At 61.6% G+C, this 15,489-nt stretch carries 13 protein-coding genes; 5 read left to right on the top strand and 8 right to left on the bottom strand.

The features are described from left to right. Window positions 1-44: 44 nt before the first annotated feature. From V5B39_RS03460 to V5B39_RS03445, 4 genes are all read left to right on the top strand, one after another. A complete protein-coding gene (locus tag V5B39_RS03460; RefSeq protein ID WP_332341489.1) occupies window positions 45-950 on the top strand; it encodes a DMT family transporter in 906 nt (301 codons plus the stop codon). Then, window positions 947-1,729 (top strand): zinc-dependent peptidase, encoded by a 783-nt coding sequence (locus V5B39_RS03455; RefSeq protein WP_332341487.1) that lies wholly within the window; start codon window positions 947-949, stop codon window positions 1,727-1,729. Before V5B39_RS03460 ends, V5B39_RS03455 begins: the two co-directional genes overlap by 4 nt. Window positions 1,730-1,793: 64 nt before the next feature. Then, entirely contained in the window at window positions 1,794-3,785 is a 1,992-nt protein-coding gene (locus V5B39_RS03450; protein WP_332341485.1) for a sensor histidine kinase, read from the top strand. Further along, a complete protein-coding gene (locus V5B39_RS03445) occupies window positions 3,782-4,381 on the top strand; it encodes a response regulator transcription factor (protein WP_332341484.1) in 600 nt (199 codons plus the stop codon). The genes V5B39_RS03450 and V5B39_RS03445 overlap by 4 nt, the downstream gene beginning before the upstream one ends. A 22-nt stretch (window positions 4,382-4,403) precedes the next feature. On the opposite strand, the gene tilS is transcribed toward V5B39_RS03445, so the two are convergent. The 7 genes from tilS to V5B39_RS03410 all read right to left on the bottom strand — a co-directional run bounded on the left by tilS (window position 4,404) and on the right by V5B39_RS03410 (window position 12,297). Next, window positions 4,404-5,777 carry a tRNA lysidine(34) synthetase TilS gene (gene tilS / locus V5B39_RS03440; protein WP_332341483.1) on the bottom strand — a complete coding sequence of 458 codons (1,374 nt, stop codon included), beginning with the start codon at window positions 5,775-5,777 and terminating at the stop codon, window positions 4,404-4,406. A gap of 2 nt (window positions 5,778-5,779) precedes the next feature. Further along, on the bottom strand, window positions 5,780-6,748 hold the full coding sequence (locus V5B39_RS03435) for an acetyl-CoA carboxylase carboxyltransferase subunit alpha (protein ID WP_332341482.1): 969 nt from the start codon (window positions 6,746-6,748) through the stop codon (window positions 5,780-5,782). Between the two features lie 94 nt (window positions 6,749-6,842). Continuing rightward, window positions 6,843-7,460, bottom strand: coding sequence for a DNA-3-methyladenine glycosylase family protein (locus tag V5B39_RS03430; RefSeq protein ID WP_332341480.1), 618 nt, complete (start codon window positions 7,458-7,460; stop codon window positions 6,843-6,845). A gap of 127 nt (window positions 7,461-7,587) precedes the next feature. Then, window positions 7,588-8,091, bottom strand: a complete 504-nt coding sequence (locus V5B39_RS03425) for a universal stress protein (RefSeq protein WP_332341478.1) — start codon at window positions 8,089-8,091, stop codon at window positions 7,588-7,590. Window positions 8,092-8,313: 222 nt separating this feature from the next. Then, the gene (locus V5B39_RS03420) at window positions 8,314-10,530 is read right to left on the bottom strand and encodes a SulP family inorganic anion transporter (protein ID WP_332341476.1); all 2,217 of its coding nucleotides are present in this window, start codon (window positions 10,528-10,530) and stop codon (window positions 8,314-8,316) included. A 229-nt stretch (window positions 10,531-10,759) separates the two neighbouring features. Then, window positions 10,760-11,476 (bottom strand): hypothetical protein, encoded by a 717-nt coding sequence (locus V5B39_RS03415; RefSeq protein WP_332341475.1) that lies wholly within the window; start codon window positions 11,474-11,476, stop codon window positions 10,760-10,762. Between the two features lie 104 nt (window positions 11,477-11,580). Beyond that, window positions 11,581-12,297: a hypothetical protein gene (locus tag V5B39_RS03410; RefSeq protein WP_332341473.1), complete on the bottom strand. Its 717-nt coding sequence runs from the start codon at window positions 12,295-12,297 to the stop codon at window positions 11,581-11,583. An 814-nt stretch (window positions 12,298-13,111) separates the two neighbouring features. On the opposite strand from V5B39_RS03410, the gene V5B39_RS03405 reads away from it, so the two are divergent. Then, window positions 13,112-14,608 (top strand): CHAD domain-containing protein, encoded by a 1,497-nt coding sequence (locus V5B39_RS03405; RefSeq protein WP_332341471.1) that lies wholly within the window; start codon window positions 13,112-13,114, stop codon window positions 14,606-14,608. Window positions 14,609-14,826: 218 nt separating this feature from the next. On the opposite strand, the gene V5B39_RS03400 is transcribed toward V5B39_RS03405, so the two are convergent. After that, window positions 14,827-15,486 carry a DUF47 domain-containing protein gene (locus V5B39_RS03400; protein ID WP_332341469.1) on the bottom strand — a complete coding sequence of 220 codons (660 nt, stop codon included), beginning with the start codon at window positions 15,484-15,486 and terminating at the stop codon, window positions 14,827-14,829. Between the last annotated feature and the right edge of the window lie 3 nt (window positions 15,487-15,489).

Raw genomic sequence — 15,489 nt, 5'->3', positions numbered from 1 at the left:
CGGACATTCATGCATAATGCGCCTTTATCCCCCGTTTGCCGTCGATGCCTGTCCGCCTGCAACACCCCTATCTGCTGCTCGTACTGACCACCCTGTTCTGGTCAGGCAACATGGTCATCGGGCGCGCCATTCGCGACCAGGTGCCGCCGATCTCGCTCGCTTTCTGGCGCTGGGCGATCGCGCTGGCACTGGTGTTGCCGCTGGCCCTGCCACACCTGCGCGCGCAGTGGCCGCTGCTGCGCTCCGGCTGGAAGGCCATCGTCGTGCTCGGTCTGCTCGGTGTCGGCGGCTACAACACGCTGGCTTACATTGGCCTGCAATATACACCGGCAACCAACGCCGTCCTGCTCAACTCCTTCATTCCGATCGCCACGATCACCCTGTCGTGGATCTTTCTGAACAAACCGCTGCACAGCGTCCAGTGCTTCGGTGTTCTGCTTTCCTTCATCGGCGTCGCGATGATTGTCTGCCGCGGGGAGGTCGAGACCCTGGCCAGTCTGAGTCTGAATGTCGGCGACCTGTGGATGCTGCTGGCAGTGTTTACCTGGGCCCTGTACACCATTGGACTGCAATGGCGGCCGGCCGGCGTGAACCCGATGCTATTGCTCGCCGCATTCACGATCGTCGGCCTGCTCGCTCTGGCCCCCGGCTACGCCTGGGAAATCGCGCAGGGCGAGACGATCCGGGTCTCGGCCGGCGTGCTGGCGGGAATTGCTTACACCGGGGTATTTCCCGGCTTTCTCGGCTATGTTTTCTACAACCGCGCCGTCGCCGAGGTCGGGGCCAGCAAGGCCAGCCTGTTCATTCACCTGATGCCGGTGTTCGGAACCCTGCTCTCGGCGATCTTTCTCGACGAAATTCCGCAACTCCATCACTATGTCGGCATCACCTTGATCTTCGCCGGCATTTACCTGACCACGGCGGCCCTGCCACAAGCGAAAACCACATGATCGGCAAGCTGCTCGGCTGGCTGCGACATCGCCAGGCGCCCGTGCCAGATGCACTCTGGAACGCGATCATTTCAACACTGCCGTTCCTCGAAGCACTCAACCAGGACGAGCAACGGCGGCTTCGCCATCTGGCCGAGGGCTTCCTGGCCGAGAAGGAGTTCACGTCCGTTGGCGAACTCGAACTGTCCGATGCGATCTGTGTCTCGATTGCCGCGCAGGGTTGCCTGCCGATCCTCGAACTCGGCCTCGACTACTATCGCGGCTGGGTCGGGGTGATCGTCTACGCCGACGAATTCATCATCCCGCGTAGCGTCGAAGACGAATTCGGCATTGTCCACGAGTATCAGGAACTGGCTTCGGGCGAGGCCTGGGACGGTGGACCGCTGCTGATTTCGTGGCGCGACGCACAGATGGCAGGGAGTGGCTATAACGTGGTCATTCACGAGTTCGCGCACAAACTGGACATGCTCAATGGCGAGGCGAACGGCATCCCGCCACTGCCGGCACAGCTATCGCCGCGCCACTGGCAACAGGTGCTGAACGCGGCTTACGACGATTTCTGCGCGCGCGTCGACGCCGCCGCAGACAGCGCTCAGGAAACGCTGTTCGACCCCTATGCCAGCGAGAACCCAGGCGAATTCTTCGCGGTCATGAGCGAAGCATTTTTTGAAGCACCCGTCCTCCTGCGCACTGAATATCCGGCGCTCTACGCACAACTCGCCGGCTTCTACCGGCAGGACCCGGTATCACGAATTTTCCGGATCGCCAGCCGGCAATAAGTGGGAGAAAGCGCTGCTGGACACATCGAGAGGAACTCCGCCAGGCAGTGTAAGATAAGCCGTGATGAAAGAGCTTTCCCTCCCCTACCAGTACGACCGCCGACGCCCTACTTCGCTGAAGTGGTCGAACTGGTATTTATCGATCCTCAAGCTGGCGGTGGGTCTGCTGCTGGTGCTCTTGATCGCACTGCTGTGGCTGCTGCACCGCAACGAAGTCGATGACCAGCGCTCGACCCTGATTGCCGATGTGCTCTGGCTTGAGCAAAGCATGCGTTTTCACCTCGAAGGCAATTCCGAGCAACTCCAGCAACTCGCACTCGACCTGGCACGGGCAAGAAAGCCGAAGGAAATCTTTGACCTACGGGCCCGCCACATTCTCAAGAACAACCCCGAACTTCGGCAGTTGCTGTGGCTCGACGCGGGCGCCAGAACCCTCCACGGAATGCCGACGCAGAGCCTGCCGCGGGCCGGACAGGAAACGTCTGGCGAAGACCCCCTCAAACGATCGATCGAACTGGCCCGCCTGGGCAAACCGATCTACAGCGATGCCTATCGGACGACCGAAACCAGCCAGTTCGAGGTGTATGTCCCGATCTTCGACGATGGCCACTACCGAGGCATCCTGCTCGGCGTCTATTCGCTCAATGGCCTGCTCAAACAGCAGATCCCCTGGTGGTTCGCCGAAAAATACCAGGTGCGCATCGTCGACGGCAACGGCAGCCTGCTGGCCAGCAAGTCAAAGATCGATGCCTCGCCAACGACGCTCAGCTACCCGGTCAGCCTCGACCCGCCCGGCTATGGCATGGTGCTCCAGGTGACGGTTTACCGTGGCGCGGACAACCTGGCGCAAACCCTGATTGCGACACTGATCATCATTCTCGCCGCCGCGGTTTTCTGGAGCCTGTGGGCGGTGCGCGGACTGATCCAGCGACGTCTGTTCGCCGAACAGGCCCTGCGCTCGGAGTATGCTTTCCGCAAGGCGATGGAAGATTCGCTGGTGATTGGCATGCGCGCGCGCGACCTCGACGGCCGGGTGACCTACGCCAACCCCGCCTTCCTGCAGATGGTCGGTTTCAGCGCCGAAGAACTGATCGGCCGGGAACCGCCCATGCCCTACTGGGCACCCGAAGAAATGGAACGGACCTTGCTGCTCAACAAGCGCGTGCTGCAGGGCAAGGCGCCACACGAGGGCTTCGAGGTTCGTCTGATGCACAAGAACGGCAGCCGCTTCGACGCGCTCATCTACGAAGCCCCGCTGATCGACGCGGATGGCCGGCAGACCGGCTGGATGGGATCAATCATCGACGTGACCGAGCGCAAGCACGCCGAGGAACTCGCCCGCCAGCAGCAGGAAAAACTGCAGGTCACCGCGCGCCTGGTGACCATGGGCGAAATGGCGTCGACGCTGGCGCACGAACTGAATCAGCCGCTGGCGGCGATCACCAGCTACAACACGGGCTGCCTGAACAAGCTCGAATCCGGCAATTTCACCACGGTGCAGCTCAAGGAAGCGCTCGGCAAACTGGCGGTGCAGGCGCAGCGGGCGGGCCACATCATCCGCCGCGTGCACGACTTCGTGCGCAAGAGCGAGCCCAAACTCGCTCCCTGCGATCTCGCCGAGGCGATCGATGACAGCATCGGCTTCATTGAAGGCGCCGCCAAGAGCCGTGGCGTGCGTATCGTCCGCGAGATCCAGGGGATGCGTCCGGAACTGCTGGCTGATCAGGTGATGATCGAACAGGTTCTGCTCAACCTGATGCGTAACGGCATCGAAGCCATGGCCGAAGCCCCGGCCGATCGACGGAGCCTGACGGTCAAGCTCAGCCAGCGGGAAAATCAGATGGAAATCCGGGTGATCGATCATGGCCCCGGCATTCCGCCGGAAGTCGAAGAGAAACTGTTCACCCCCCTGTTCTCGACCAAGGCCGACGGCATGGGCATGGGACTGAACATCTGTCGTTCGATCATCGAATTTCACCACGGCCGCCTCTGGGTCGAGAGCAATCCCGAGGGCGGTTCGATCTTTGTCATGACGCTTCCGATCGGCCGACAATGAACCCACACGCTTATCTCGTCGATGACGACGAGGCCATCCGCGATTCACTCAGTTGGTTGCTTGAGTCACGCGGTGTCGCCTGCCTCAGCTACCCCTCGGCCGAGGACTTCCTGGCCGTCTGGCAGCCGGCACTCAGCGGCTGCCTGCTGCTTGACATCCGCATGGACGGGATGAGCGGTCCCGAGCTGTTCGATGCCTTGTGCGAGCGCGGCAACCGCCTGCCGGTCATCTTTCTGACCGGTCACGGCGACGTGCCGATGGCTGTCTCGGCGCTCAAGAAAGGCGCTTTTGATTTTGTCGAGAAGCCCTGCAACGACAACGAACTGGTCAATCGCGTCATCGAAGCCCTGCAGCTCGACAAGGATCAGCGCGCCGCGGCATCGGGTGTGGATTCGGTCAACACCCTCTGCAACCGCCTGACAACACGCGAGCGACAGGTCATGGAACGGATTCTGGCCGGCAAGCTCAACAAGGTGATTGCCGACGAACTACAGATCAGCATGCGCACCGTCGAAGTCCATCGCGCCAATCTCTTCGAAAAAATGGGTGTCAGGACGGCTGTCGAACTGGCACAACTCCTGGCCGGAAAGCGTTGACCAGGCTGAGCGAGCGCCGCCCTCAGCGCTGCGAGAACAGATGACCGGCAGGCGGCTGAACGACCCTCTGCCAGGCGAGCAGCAGTCCAGGCTCACCTGGAGGACAGGCAAAGGCCACATCGACGCCGATCCCGGCCACCCAGACCAAGTACTCGCCACACCATAGCAGTGGCAGGCGGAACCGTTCCCAGGGAGGCACGGCGGCCTCCTGCAGCAGATTCTTGAGGGTTCTCAAGGGCCGCCGAGGGTCAGGTTGCAGGCGTTCACCGCCTTGCCGGGAAGTGAGCCGGAGCGGCGCGCCGGAGAGCCTGTGACGGTTGATGCCGGCGCCCGTGGTCGGCGTGAATGTGACGCGGTCAGCCCCCCACGGTAGCGCCTCTTCACCACACCAGGGCAGGTCGCCTGCGGGAACGGCTGGAGGCTGGCGACAGACATGCAATTCTCCCCGGTAGGCATGGATTTCTCCATCGGCTGAGCGGATGCAGGTTTCCGAAACCGCATCGACCGTCGACAACTGGCGCAAGGCCTCGTCAAGCCAGCGCGCCGCAGGGGCACGAAGGCCCGCTGAAAGCAGCTCGGAACGCAGCAGGTTGCGCGCTCTCGGCGCGCTCAGCGAATTGAAACGGGCCAGACCAATACGCCCCGAGGAAGTCGCTGCCAGCGCCCGATCGGCCTGCGCCAGTTCTTCGAGCAGCAGCGCGGCCTCGGCAAAGTGGCGCCCGGCACGCACCAGCGACGCTGCGGCACCGGGAAACTGCGCCTCGATACGCGGCATCACCTGATGCCGCAAGTAGTTCCGGCGGTAGCGCCAATCGCCATTGCTCTCGTCTTCGACCCAGGCCAGCGAGTGCTCCTGTGCGTAATGCGCGATCACCGCGCCCGGCACTTCGAGCAGCGGACGAATCAGCCGCGGGCCGCTGCTCTGTCGCCGTTCGGCAGGCATTCCAGTCGCGCCACTGACCCCGGCGCCGCGCAGCAATCTCAACAGTACCGTCTCGGCCTGATCGTCACGATGATGCGCCAGCGCCAGCCAGTCTGCAGAACAACCGTCAAACACCGCATGCCGCAAGCGGCGCGCGGCGGCTTCCAGTCCTTCGGCGCTGCCATGCGGCACCTCGATGCGAACGATTTCAAGAGATACGCTGCAACGCTTGCAAAAATCGCTACAGAATCCAGCCCAGGCGTCGGCACTGGCACTCAGGCCATGGTGAACATGCACCGCCGACAATTCGAAAACCGGGCTCGACGAGCGCAGCGCCGCGAGCGCGTGCAACAGAACCAGCGAGTCTCGACCGCCGGAAAAACCGACGCACAAGCGTGCTGCAGGAGTGACGCGCGTACGGAGGAATGCCGAGAGCGTCTGCCGGATCTGCTGGGTGGCTGGCAGGCTGGGCAAGCTCAGCGCTGTGCCTGCTCTGTGACCCGACCATAGGCGATCAGGCGGTCCAGGCGTGCCTTGAGCAGATCGGCCACCGGCTGCGCCTGCAGTTGCTGCAGCGCTTCCTGCAAGGCCTGCTTGAGATTCTGCGCCATCGCCTGATGATCTCGGTGTGCCCCCCCGGCCGGCTCGCTGACGATGCGGTCGATCAAACCCAGGGAGTGCAAGCGCGCGGCGGTGATGCCCATGATTTCGGCGGCTTCGCTCGCCTTTTCGGCACTCTTCCAGAGGATCGACGCACAGCCTTCCGGGGAAATCACCGAATAGGTCGAGTACTGCAGCATCTGCACCCAGTCGCCGACGCCGATCGCCAGCGCTCCCCCGGATCCGCCTTCACCAATGATGGTGACGACGATCGGCACCTGCAATTCCGCCATCACATAGAGATTGCGCCCGATGGCCTCGGATTGGCCACGCTCTTCGGCATCGATGCCAGGATAGGCGCCCGGGGTGTCGATGAAGGTCAGCACCGGAATGCCGAACTTTTCGGCCAGGCGCATCAGGCGCAGGGCTTTCCGGTAGCCCTCCGGGCGCGGCATGCCGAAGTTGCGGAAGATCTTTTCCCGGGTGTCTCGCCCTTTCTGGTGGCCGATCACCATCACCGGGTCGCCATTCAGGCGCGCCAGGCCACCGACAATGGCGTGATCGTCGGCAAAAGCCCGGTCGCCGTGAAGTTCCTCGAAGTCGGTGAAGATCAGACGCAGGTAATCGAGCGTGTAAGGCCGTTGTGGATGCCGTGCCACCTGGCAGACCTGCCAGGCCGAAAGCCGGTCATAGATCTCCCGGATGAGGTTCTGACCCTTCTGTTCGAGGCGCGTGATGGCATCGGAAATATCGACGGCGGAATCCTCCTGTGCAGAGCGCAGCGATTCGATCCGCTCCTCGATCCTGGCAACGGGCTGTTCAAAGTCGAGAAAACTGGTTTTCATCCAAGGCAGTCTGAAATCATGCTGATCTGAAAGCGCCCTATTCTAACACTCTAACCTGAAAGGTCTTCCCGTCGCCTTGCCAAAGCGAACCGGTTCAGTATTCGACGGGCAGCGGATCGAGGCTGCGCCAGAGATACCAGGTCGCCACCGAACGCCACGGCCGCCAGCGTTCTCCGTACTCGGCAAGCAGTCGCCGCCCCGGCCGCTCTCCGGCACAATAGTGGATGGCCACGGCTTTCTGCAGGCCGAGGTCATCGAGGGGGAACACGTCGGGACGTAACTGATTGAAGATCAGGAACATCTCGGCGGTCCATACGCCAATGCCGCGCACTGCGGTCAATTCGGCAGTGATCTCGGCGTCGCTCATCGTCGCCCAGCGATCAGGGTGAATCTGCCCACCATCGAAATGGCGCGCGAGATCCACCACATACTCGACCTTGCGCGCCGACACTCCGCAGCGGCGCAGCGTCGGGGCATCCATGGCGAGCAGCGCGGCCGGGGTTGCCGCCGGCATGGCGGCCAGGAAGCGCGCCCAGACACTGTCGGCAGCTCGCACGGAAATCTGCTGACCGACGATCGACCGCAGCAGGGTCACGAAGGGGTCGCCACGCGAAACCAGCGCGGTCCCGGCAAAACGACCAATGAGGGTGGCCAGTATCGGGTCGAGCCTTGCGAGATCTGCAGAAGCCTGCCGCCAGTAGCCGGGAGTCATTGAAGAAAGAGGGCGATCAACACCGATCGGCGGCGTGTGGCACAGCGATTACGGCCTGGCGATGCCTGGCGAATGAATCAACGGTCTCACCGGGTGCGATCGCGCCGGGCGCCGTCATGCCCTTCGCTCAGGCCCTTTTCCGCTCCTTTTCGCGGGCTTTGGCCTTGCGGCGACTCGCGTCGATCTCGGGCGGGCGGTAGACGAGTACCGGAACGCTGGAGTGGGTCAGCACCCGGTAGGTTTCACTGCCGAGAAGCAATGAAGACAGACCGCCACGGCCATGTTTGGACATGAAGATGAGATCGCAGTTGTGGTCATCGGCGGCGTTGATGATCGCCTCCCAGGGACTCTCACTGACCACCGTGAGCGCCGTACACGCAACCCCGGCCTCCTTGCACAGCTTCTTGATGAAGCCGAGATATTCCTTGGCCTTCCCTTCGGAACCCGAAACCATCTGCGCAAGTACGGCGGGCTCGACCATGCTGCCATAGTTCTCCGATTCCTGTCCGGGCTGCCTGGCATACAGGGCGGTGATGGTGGCATTGGCGGCCTTGGCAAAGTCAACCGCGCGTTGTGCGGTATCTCGGGAGAGTTGGCTGCCATCGGTCGGCAGCAAGATATGCTGAAACATCCTCGTTCTCCCTCGGGTTGGCGGCATTCAGTGGCCAGCGGCGCGCGTGATGATAGCCTATTTTCATTCAGATTTCATTCAACAACGGCAGATTCCTCTGAAAAAAGTCGTTCGTTTTTCGCTGCTGAGGTACCGACCGGGCATATTCCAAGTGGAAAGCGCAGGCCCGCCCACCGACGGCCTGATGAGGCCACGCCGGTGGGCAGCAACGCCCGGATTTACCTATTCCTGCATGGCCATGAGCTCCTTGTCGGCGTAGCGCAGGCGCAAGGCCAGCACCTTGGCCAGTTCCTCGACCAGGGTACACGCCAGCCGTTTATGCTCTTCTCTCAGAGCGACGAACTGCTCGCGCTGGAGAACGAAGAGTTCGGTGTCTTCAAGCGCAGTCGCATCGTTGAGACGGGTCATTTGCGACAGGAAAGCCATGCCGCCGAAGAAGTCGCCGCGCCCGTAGGTCAGCGCGTGGTGGCCACCTTCTTCGACAGGGCTCGGCAGCGTGATGCGGACTGCGCCCTTGCGAATCAGATAGAGTTCGTTGCCAGGGTCGCCAAACGCGTACACCTTCTCGTCCCTGGCCAGCGAGCGTCGCTGCAAGGCTGCTTCCAGATCGATCAGGGTCTCTTCCTTGTGATCCTTGAAGAGTTCGAGATCCTTCAGTTCCAGTGCCGTCACTTCGGTTGTCGGCACGGCACTCTGGCCCTGGTCAAGAATCTGGTCCTCAACCCACTCGACAGCGTCATCGAGTTGACCGAATACCTTGACATGGTCGGTCATCGTCGTCAGTTCCATCTGGTCGAAGAACTCGGCAATGTTCCGGCCATTCGGTAGGGTATGCGACAGGCTGCTGAAGATCAGGAAAGCATCGCGTTCGATCAGCGAATCGCGAATCTGGCTCAGCAGATGGACCGCCGTGACATCGACCGACTGCACGCGCCGCATGTCGAGTACGATGTACCTGCGTTTGCCGAGTTCTGGTTCCAGCGCCGTGTACAACTGGTCCTTGGTCCCAAAGAAGAGACCGCCCTGCAATTCGAGAATAACCGACTGGTACCCTTCCTTCTCGAGAATGGCCATGTCCTTGCGCAGGCGCACGCGCTTCGAAAAACGGCTACCGCCGTCCATCTTGCGACGGATCACCGTGCTGCTCAGTTGTTCGCGGATGAACAGGAACATTGCCAGGGCAATGCCGACGCCGGAGGCGGCGATCAGGCTGTAACCGACGGCCACGGCGACCACCGCCACGATGACGATGAAATCCATCAGGGTCCACGGCGACTCGAGCAGATGCAGGCTGTGCCGATCGATCATGCGGATGCCGACGACGATCAGGATTCCGGCCAGCGCACCGACCGGAATCCAGGCGATGAACGCTCCCAGGGCAAGAAAAGCGATCAGGGACATGATCCCTTCGACGACCCCGGAGACGCGGGTCTGGCCACCGCTCGCCAGATTGACCAGCGTCGCCCCCATCTGGCCGGCGCCGGGCATGCCGCCGGCACAGGCCGAAGCGACATTGCCAAGACCCTGCGCGATCAGCTCGCGGTTGGAATCATGGCGACTGCGGGTCAGGGCATCGAGAACGACGGCAGTCTTCAGCGTATCGATCGACAACAGAACGGCCAGCGTCAGGGCCGTCCCGAGCAGACTGCCGATCTGGCTCAGCTTGAGTTCGCCGATTTCCTGCCAGCGACCGGTAATCGCCTCGAACATGCTTGACGCCGTTCCCCCCAGCGGGCCGATGATCAGCTTGTTGCCTTCGACGACCAGCAGCGACTCATCGACCGAGGCCAGTCCAAAATAGGTCAGCACCCCGGCCAGCAGGCCGAGAATGGCCGCCGGCACGACGCGTGTGAGCATCGGTGCGGTGATCATCACGCCGGCCGTGACGGCGCCGATGAGTGCGCTCTGCCACTGCCACAATTCCGGTGAGATCAATGCCCGCCACCACGCCGTACCACCGGGAACCCCCAGGAATTTCGGGATCTGACTGCCGATGATGATCAGACCGACACCGGTCAGGTAGCCGCTGACCACCGGAAACGGAATGTACTTGATCAGGCTGCCGATCCCCATGAAACCCAGCAGCAGTTGCACCAGCCCGGAAACCAGACCGAGCGCGGTCAACATCAGGACGATCGATGGCGCAGCCACGCCATGCTGTACGAGTTCAATTGCAAAAGCCGAAAGCACCGCCGCAGCCGGCGCACACGGCGCCGTAATCAGGCGGTTGGTTCCCCCCAGTGCCGGAGCCAGCAAGCCCAGCGCGGTGGCTCCGAGAATCCCGGCCAGAGCCCCCAGGCCGGCGTAAGCTGGGCCGATTGAGGCGTAGATGGTCACGCCGAAAGCGATTGCCGACGGCAGAGCGACCAGCATCGCCGCCAGCCCCCCCCAGAAATCACCGACCAGCTTGTCGTTCTTGAACTTGATTGCCAGTTCCATACACCCAGGCCCCTCTTCAATCCCGCATGAAAATATCTCGCTGCAGACCAGACGGACTGCACGAGCCCAAGCGACGTCCTCCTTCCAGCAAAGCGGCCCAGGCTACTCAGCCTGGGCCGCGCACGATGCTAAAACGAATAGTTCTTGTCCAAACGCAAGGCCGAAGCCCGGCAGCGGGTTCCCGGGCCAGAACACGGCCTGCCGCGCCTTTGGCCGCGGCAGAGAGGACTCAGTGCGTTTCTCCGGCACCGACAGTTGCCAGACCCGCCCGGCAGCGAGCCCGCAGCCCCTGATCGATGCCTTCAGCCTGATCCGCCACACGGTCGATCTCCTCAACGAGTTGCGCCAGCGGCAGCTTCACCTCGAGGTCGAGACTGTCGTCGGCAAAAATCTTTTTGAGGATCTGCATCGAGAGACGGTCTGCCTGATTTTCATACCAACTGACGCCTCGCTCTGCCTTCTCTGACGACGGTTGGTCCCACCACAGTAATGACGGACGATAGCTCTCAACCAACACGTCTACCGCAGCGCAAACCTCATCGGCCAGCTCCTGAACATCCGCAACCAGATACGCAGGGACATAGCGGTGAGGACTCGAAAATCCCGATTCGATGGCGAAACCGGTGATCTGTCGCTTCATGTCCTTGAGCAAACGGCCCACGCCATTCAGCGGGTCGCTCATTGCGCAGACCAGATTCCCCAATGCCGACTGCGGGTGTGCACCGGTCTCGAATTTCTGTTGCATGTCGTCGAGCAGGCGCAGGCACTCCGAGAGCTTTCCGGCTTGCCGCCAGCATGTCCCCTCCGGCTCACTTTGCAGGTAAGCGTCTACCGCTTCCCGGAAAGTCGCCGTCGCGTTAACGATGGCATCCAGATAGCTGTCGAGGTCGCTTTCGATCGACCGCGAGATGACGGACCTTGGCATTGCTTGCACTTGAGTTTCCATGATGACTGCTCCTGCTTGAAGTAAAAAACTGGAGTCTGACCTGCCTGGGACAGAGGCCCTCCCGGCGACCAGAACTTCTTGAAATAACTGAATTGGTTTGCCTGTCAGCGGACCATGAACGATTGCGGCAAACGGGCAAGGCCGCCGGCCCCGGATAATTGCCGCGACCATACTTTGAGAATGACGCCAGCCCCGGATAGTTCGCGAGCGATGTCGTCGAGATTTTCGTACAGGCCGTGCAGCCAGCACGAACGATCCAAAGAAACCTTCGATGGCGCAGTCAGGTGTTGCCCCTCGGCGGCCGCAGCTTCCTGCTGATCGGACATCCGCCAGAAAACCAGCGCACTCTGGCTGGCGATGGCCGCATCGGCATCGGACTCGGCGGCGGTTGAGCCATTGGCCAACCGCGAATAGCCATGCTGCAGGCTCTCGATCGCTTTCCGAATGACCCTCATCATCTGCAAAGCGGCGGCGTCCGGGTTTGACCCCCCCGGATGGCAATCGCGGCCGGTTCGGATCAGAAGTGCTGCGGCCCGATCGAGGGCTTCCATGGTCAAACGAATCTCGTCAAGTCCGGACTGTGGGAGGGCATGAACGACCGCCTGATGCCGCCGCTGCAGTTCCTGACGACGCTGCTCCAGATCAAGCAGGCGCAGCGAATGCGTCGACTCCTTTCCCTGCAGCACCTCGGCAACGACCTTTGCCAGATTCACGATCATCCTTGCCTGCTGGTCGATCATGCTGAAGAAATCCGGTGTATCGGCAGCCCCCACGAACGGACGGATTCTACGCACCACTTGCGATACGGCGATGGAGGTCATGGCATTTACCTGTCTTCTGCTGCGATGGTGGCTGGAACGATGGTCATCAGTCAGTGATGGGTCGGATGGCCAGAATGATCCCGGTCGATCCGTTTTTACATGATGGGTTTAAAGCATGATCCGTACCAGCAACAACAGAAATTTCGTTTCCACTTAAAATCAAGGGACTGAAAATAATCGACAAAGCCTTTGGGGGTGCAACAAAATGCCATCAGAAACCCGATGACGAACCGGCACGAACGGTCATATCCAATTCAATTCAGATAGTTAATGAATGTCTCCAGGAGCCGTCGGGCGACGCCGTGTTACACCATCGAGCCGCGCCGCCAACGATCATGGCTTTTTCAGCCCCCCCGATCATGAAAGTCATGACCGTTTCCCCTCCCTTGCAGGGTGTGTTCCGGCTGGCAGGCCGGAATCGCCTGATGCACACACGGAGCCTGCTCCATGAATTCCCTCCTCGTTCCCGTCCTCGCCCCGGGGTTCGGGAGAGGTGTAACGTTTCCATATTCCCACCGATCCCTGGTGGAAGACATTAACTCACTGTTATGTATGAATTATGTCGATTGGCAATGGACTCAACAGCAATCGATCGGGCCGATTTGTTGCACCCGTGCAAGTTTCGCCGGCTCCTCTGGCTGCACGCCTAGCGACTTGATCTTTGGGCAGTCTTTCAGGCTGCAGAGAACTGGCACGGCTTATGCTTGAACCAGGAAAACGGCTATCCCGATCGCCGTTTTCATTTGGAAAGCGACTTGCCCAGGAGGGAATTGGATGCTCCTCGTCAGGTCGCTCATTCTCAGGAGTTTGTCATATGGTCATTGAAACCGAACTTAATCTCTCCCTAACGCCCGGAGTGGCCAGCAGGCTGGCCAAGCATCCGCTGCTTACCGACGCCAGGCCGATTCGCCAACGTGTCGTCAATACCTATTACGACACCGCCGACCAACGCCTGCGGCGCGAGCGGGTGATCGTTCGCCATGGCAGAAAGGGGACGACCTCGCTGTCGTCGATTCGGCGGGAGTCCCTGCCGGAGGGCAGGCCGGCAGGACATGGCGAATGGGAACTGGTCGGTACGCCCGGAGAACTCGATTTCTCGCAGGTCAAGGACGGTACGCTGCGTCATCTGCTCGAATCCGTGCGCACCGAACTGCGGCCGGCATTTACCGCCAGTTTTACGCGCAGCGCCTGGCTGCTGGCACCGCGCGAAGACGTACGCATCGAACTGGCGCTCGATCGCGGCTGGATCGAAGCCGAAGGACGGCGCCAGGCCATCTGCGAGATCCGGCTCGAATTGTTGTCGGGAGACGTCGCCGACTTGTTTTCCACCGCCAGCGAACTGCAAACCGATCTTTCCCTGCACCCGCAGGCCACCAGCAAGCTCCTGCGTGGCTACCGGATTCTGGCAGAGGAACCGTTGCCCGTGGTCAAGGCGCTCCCCATCGAGATCAACACCGGGATGTCGGCCATTGCCGCATTCCGGACGATCGGGCTGGCCTGCCTCAAACACCTGCAGAGCAACGAGCAGGGACTGCGGGAAAGCGACAACCCCGAGTTTGTCCATCAGGCACGCGTCGCGATCCGCCGTCTGCGTTCGGCGATCCGGGTCTGGAAGCCACTGCTGCCACAGGACTTCGTGAGCAACTTTGACCCGCTCTGGCAGGCTCTGGCCAGGCAACTCGGCGAAACGCGCAACTGGGATGTGTTCCTGGCCGAAACCTTGCCGTCGATCGTCCCCGCTTTCCCGGACCCGGAAGGCGCCACGCTCGCTCGCCTGTCGAACTATGCGCAGCGGCGCTGCGCCATCAATCGTCAGGCAGCGCGCAGCACACTCAAAACGGACGATTACTCGCGGCTGTTGCTCGAATTCACGGCCGCCATACTGGCGCTTCCCGAAGGCGAAGCACGTCCACTCGATACCTTTGTCCCGCGCTGCCTCGACAAGCGCGCCAAACAGGTCAGGCAACTCGCGGCACAGGCGCTGCGCGGCGACGCCACCGCCCGCCATCGTCTGCGTGTGGCCTACAAGCGACTGCGGTATGCACTCGAGTTCTTCGCGTCACTTTTCCCCGGCGAACGGCTGCGCAACTACCACCTGTCGGCCAGTGGCCTGCAGGAAATGCTCGGCCGACTCAACGACCTGGCGGTGGCCAGCGAACTGATCCATGAAGCGCTGCCCGGCGAGCAAGGGGAAGACATCCGCTGCTGGCTTGACGGGCAGGCAGAGCAGCTCTTGCCGGAACTGGGCGGTTTGCTGAACGATTTTCACCAGCAGGCAGCGCCGTGGAAGGAGTCGCTGGTGGTGGCTTGACTCCCTCCGCTTCCGCCCTGTAGCCCCGTAAAATCCCCCGTGCAACTCTGAAGTGTTTTGGCCGCGTGCGTCAGCGACGCACGCGGCGCCCACCCGCAAGGCAAGGATGGAGAGGCAACCGTTGAAGAGGAATCCGTCAGCCGGAAATGAGGAGGATTCCTGGCCCCCCCAAACGTTTGTTCAGGGGAGTTAGGAATCCTGTGCGCCGTGAGAGCGGTTCAGACCAGCTTGACGACGATGTTGTTCAACGCGCGCGCTGCATCGGCAACCCGGTCGGCCGCGTTCGAGAGGTGGCGATAGGTCTCGCGGCGCTTGAACATGTTCAGGTAATCGTCGCCCTGGAAGAGGTCGACAATCGCCCGCCGATAAGCCTTCTCGACCGTCCGCTCGGCTTTCCGGGCGGCGTTGGCATCGGCGCCGGAGCCGGATGGGTCGGTCCCCAGGCGACCAAAACCCTTGGCCAGCGCCTCCGCGCCTTCGCGGATGTGCAGTGCGATTTCAAGGCTGTGCTTGTCGGGTTTCAGGCTGAGCATGTCCATCTCGACGACCGTCGATTTGCAATAGTTGACGATGTCGTCGAGCGTCGTGATCGCGCGAAAGAGGTCTTCGCGGTCGACCGGCGTCGAGAACGCGTCGCTCAGCACGCTGAGGTTGGCGGCCTTGATCCGGTCGGCTTCGTGCTCGTCGTCGCGAACCTTCTGGGCCACCGCCGGATCGCCGGTCTCCATGAATTCGACGAGCAGGCGGGTGGTCTCGGCCGCGTTCGTGCTCTGCTCGGCGAGCATGCCGAAGAAGTCGGCGACGGTCGGAAAAACCCGCTCGTACAGACGGCGGAAAATCGGCTTGTTCTCTTCGGTTTGGTTCTGATTATCTTCCATCTT

The sequence above is a fragment of the Accumulibacter sp. genome (assembly GCF_036625275.1).
Classification (GTDB): Bacteria; Pseudomonadota; Gammaproteobacteria; order Burkholderiales; family Rhodocyclaceae; genus Accumulibacter.
The sequence above is the reverse complement of the archived record's forward strand: the minus strand, read 5'-3'. Positions and strand labels throughout refer to the sequence as shown.

Coding starts and splice junctions, on each gene's coding strand:
- V5B39_RS03405 (WP_332341471.1), top strand. CDS start 13,112: ATGGTCATTGAAACCGAACTTAATCTCTCCCTAACGCCCGGAGTGGCC.
- V5B39_RS03430 (WP_332341480.1), bottom strand. CDS start 7,460: ATGACTCCCGGCTACTGGCGGCAGGCTTCTGCAGATCTCGCAAGGCTC.
- V5B39_RS03450 (WP_332341485.1), top strand. CDS start 1,794: ATGAAAGAGCTTTCCCTCCCCTACCAGTACGACCGCCGACGCCCTACT.
- V5B39_RS03460 (WP_332341489.1), top strand. CDS start 45: ATGCCTGTCCGCCTGCAACACCCCTATCTGCTGCTCGTACTGACCACC.
- V5B39_RS03435 (WP_332341482.1), bottom strand. CDS start 6,748: ATGAAAACCAGTTTTCTCGACTTTGAACAGCCCGTTGCCAGGATCGAG.
- V5B39_RS03415 (WP_332341475.1), bottom strand. CDS start 11,476: ATGGAAACTCAAGTGCAAGCAATGCCAAGGTCCGTCATCTCGCGGTCG.
- V5B39_RS03425 (WP_332341478.1), bottom strand. CDS start 8,091: ATGTTTCAGCATATCTTGCTGCCGACCGATGGCAGCCAACTCTCCCGA.
- V5B39_RS03445 (WP_332341484.1), top strand. CDS start 3,782: ATGAACCCACACGCTTATCTCGTCGATGACGACGAGGCCATCCGCGAT.
- V5B39_RS03420 (WP_332341476.1), bottom strand. CDS start 10,530: ATGGAACTGGCAATCAAGTTCAAGAACGACAAGCTGGTCGGTGATTTC.
- V5B39_RS03455 (WP_332341487.1), top strand. CDS start 947: ATGATCGGCAAGCTGCTCGGCTGGCTGCGACATCGCCAGGCGCCCGTG.
- V5B39_RS03410 (WP_332341473.1), bottom strand. CDS start 12,297: ATGACCTCCATCGCCGTATCGCAAGTGGTGCGTAGAATCCGTCCGTTC.
- V5B39_RS03400 (WP_332341469.1), bottom strand. CDS start 15,486: ATGGAAGATAATCAGAACCAAACCGAAGAGAACAAGCCGATTTTCCGC.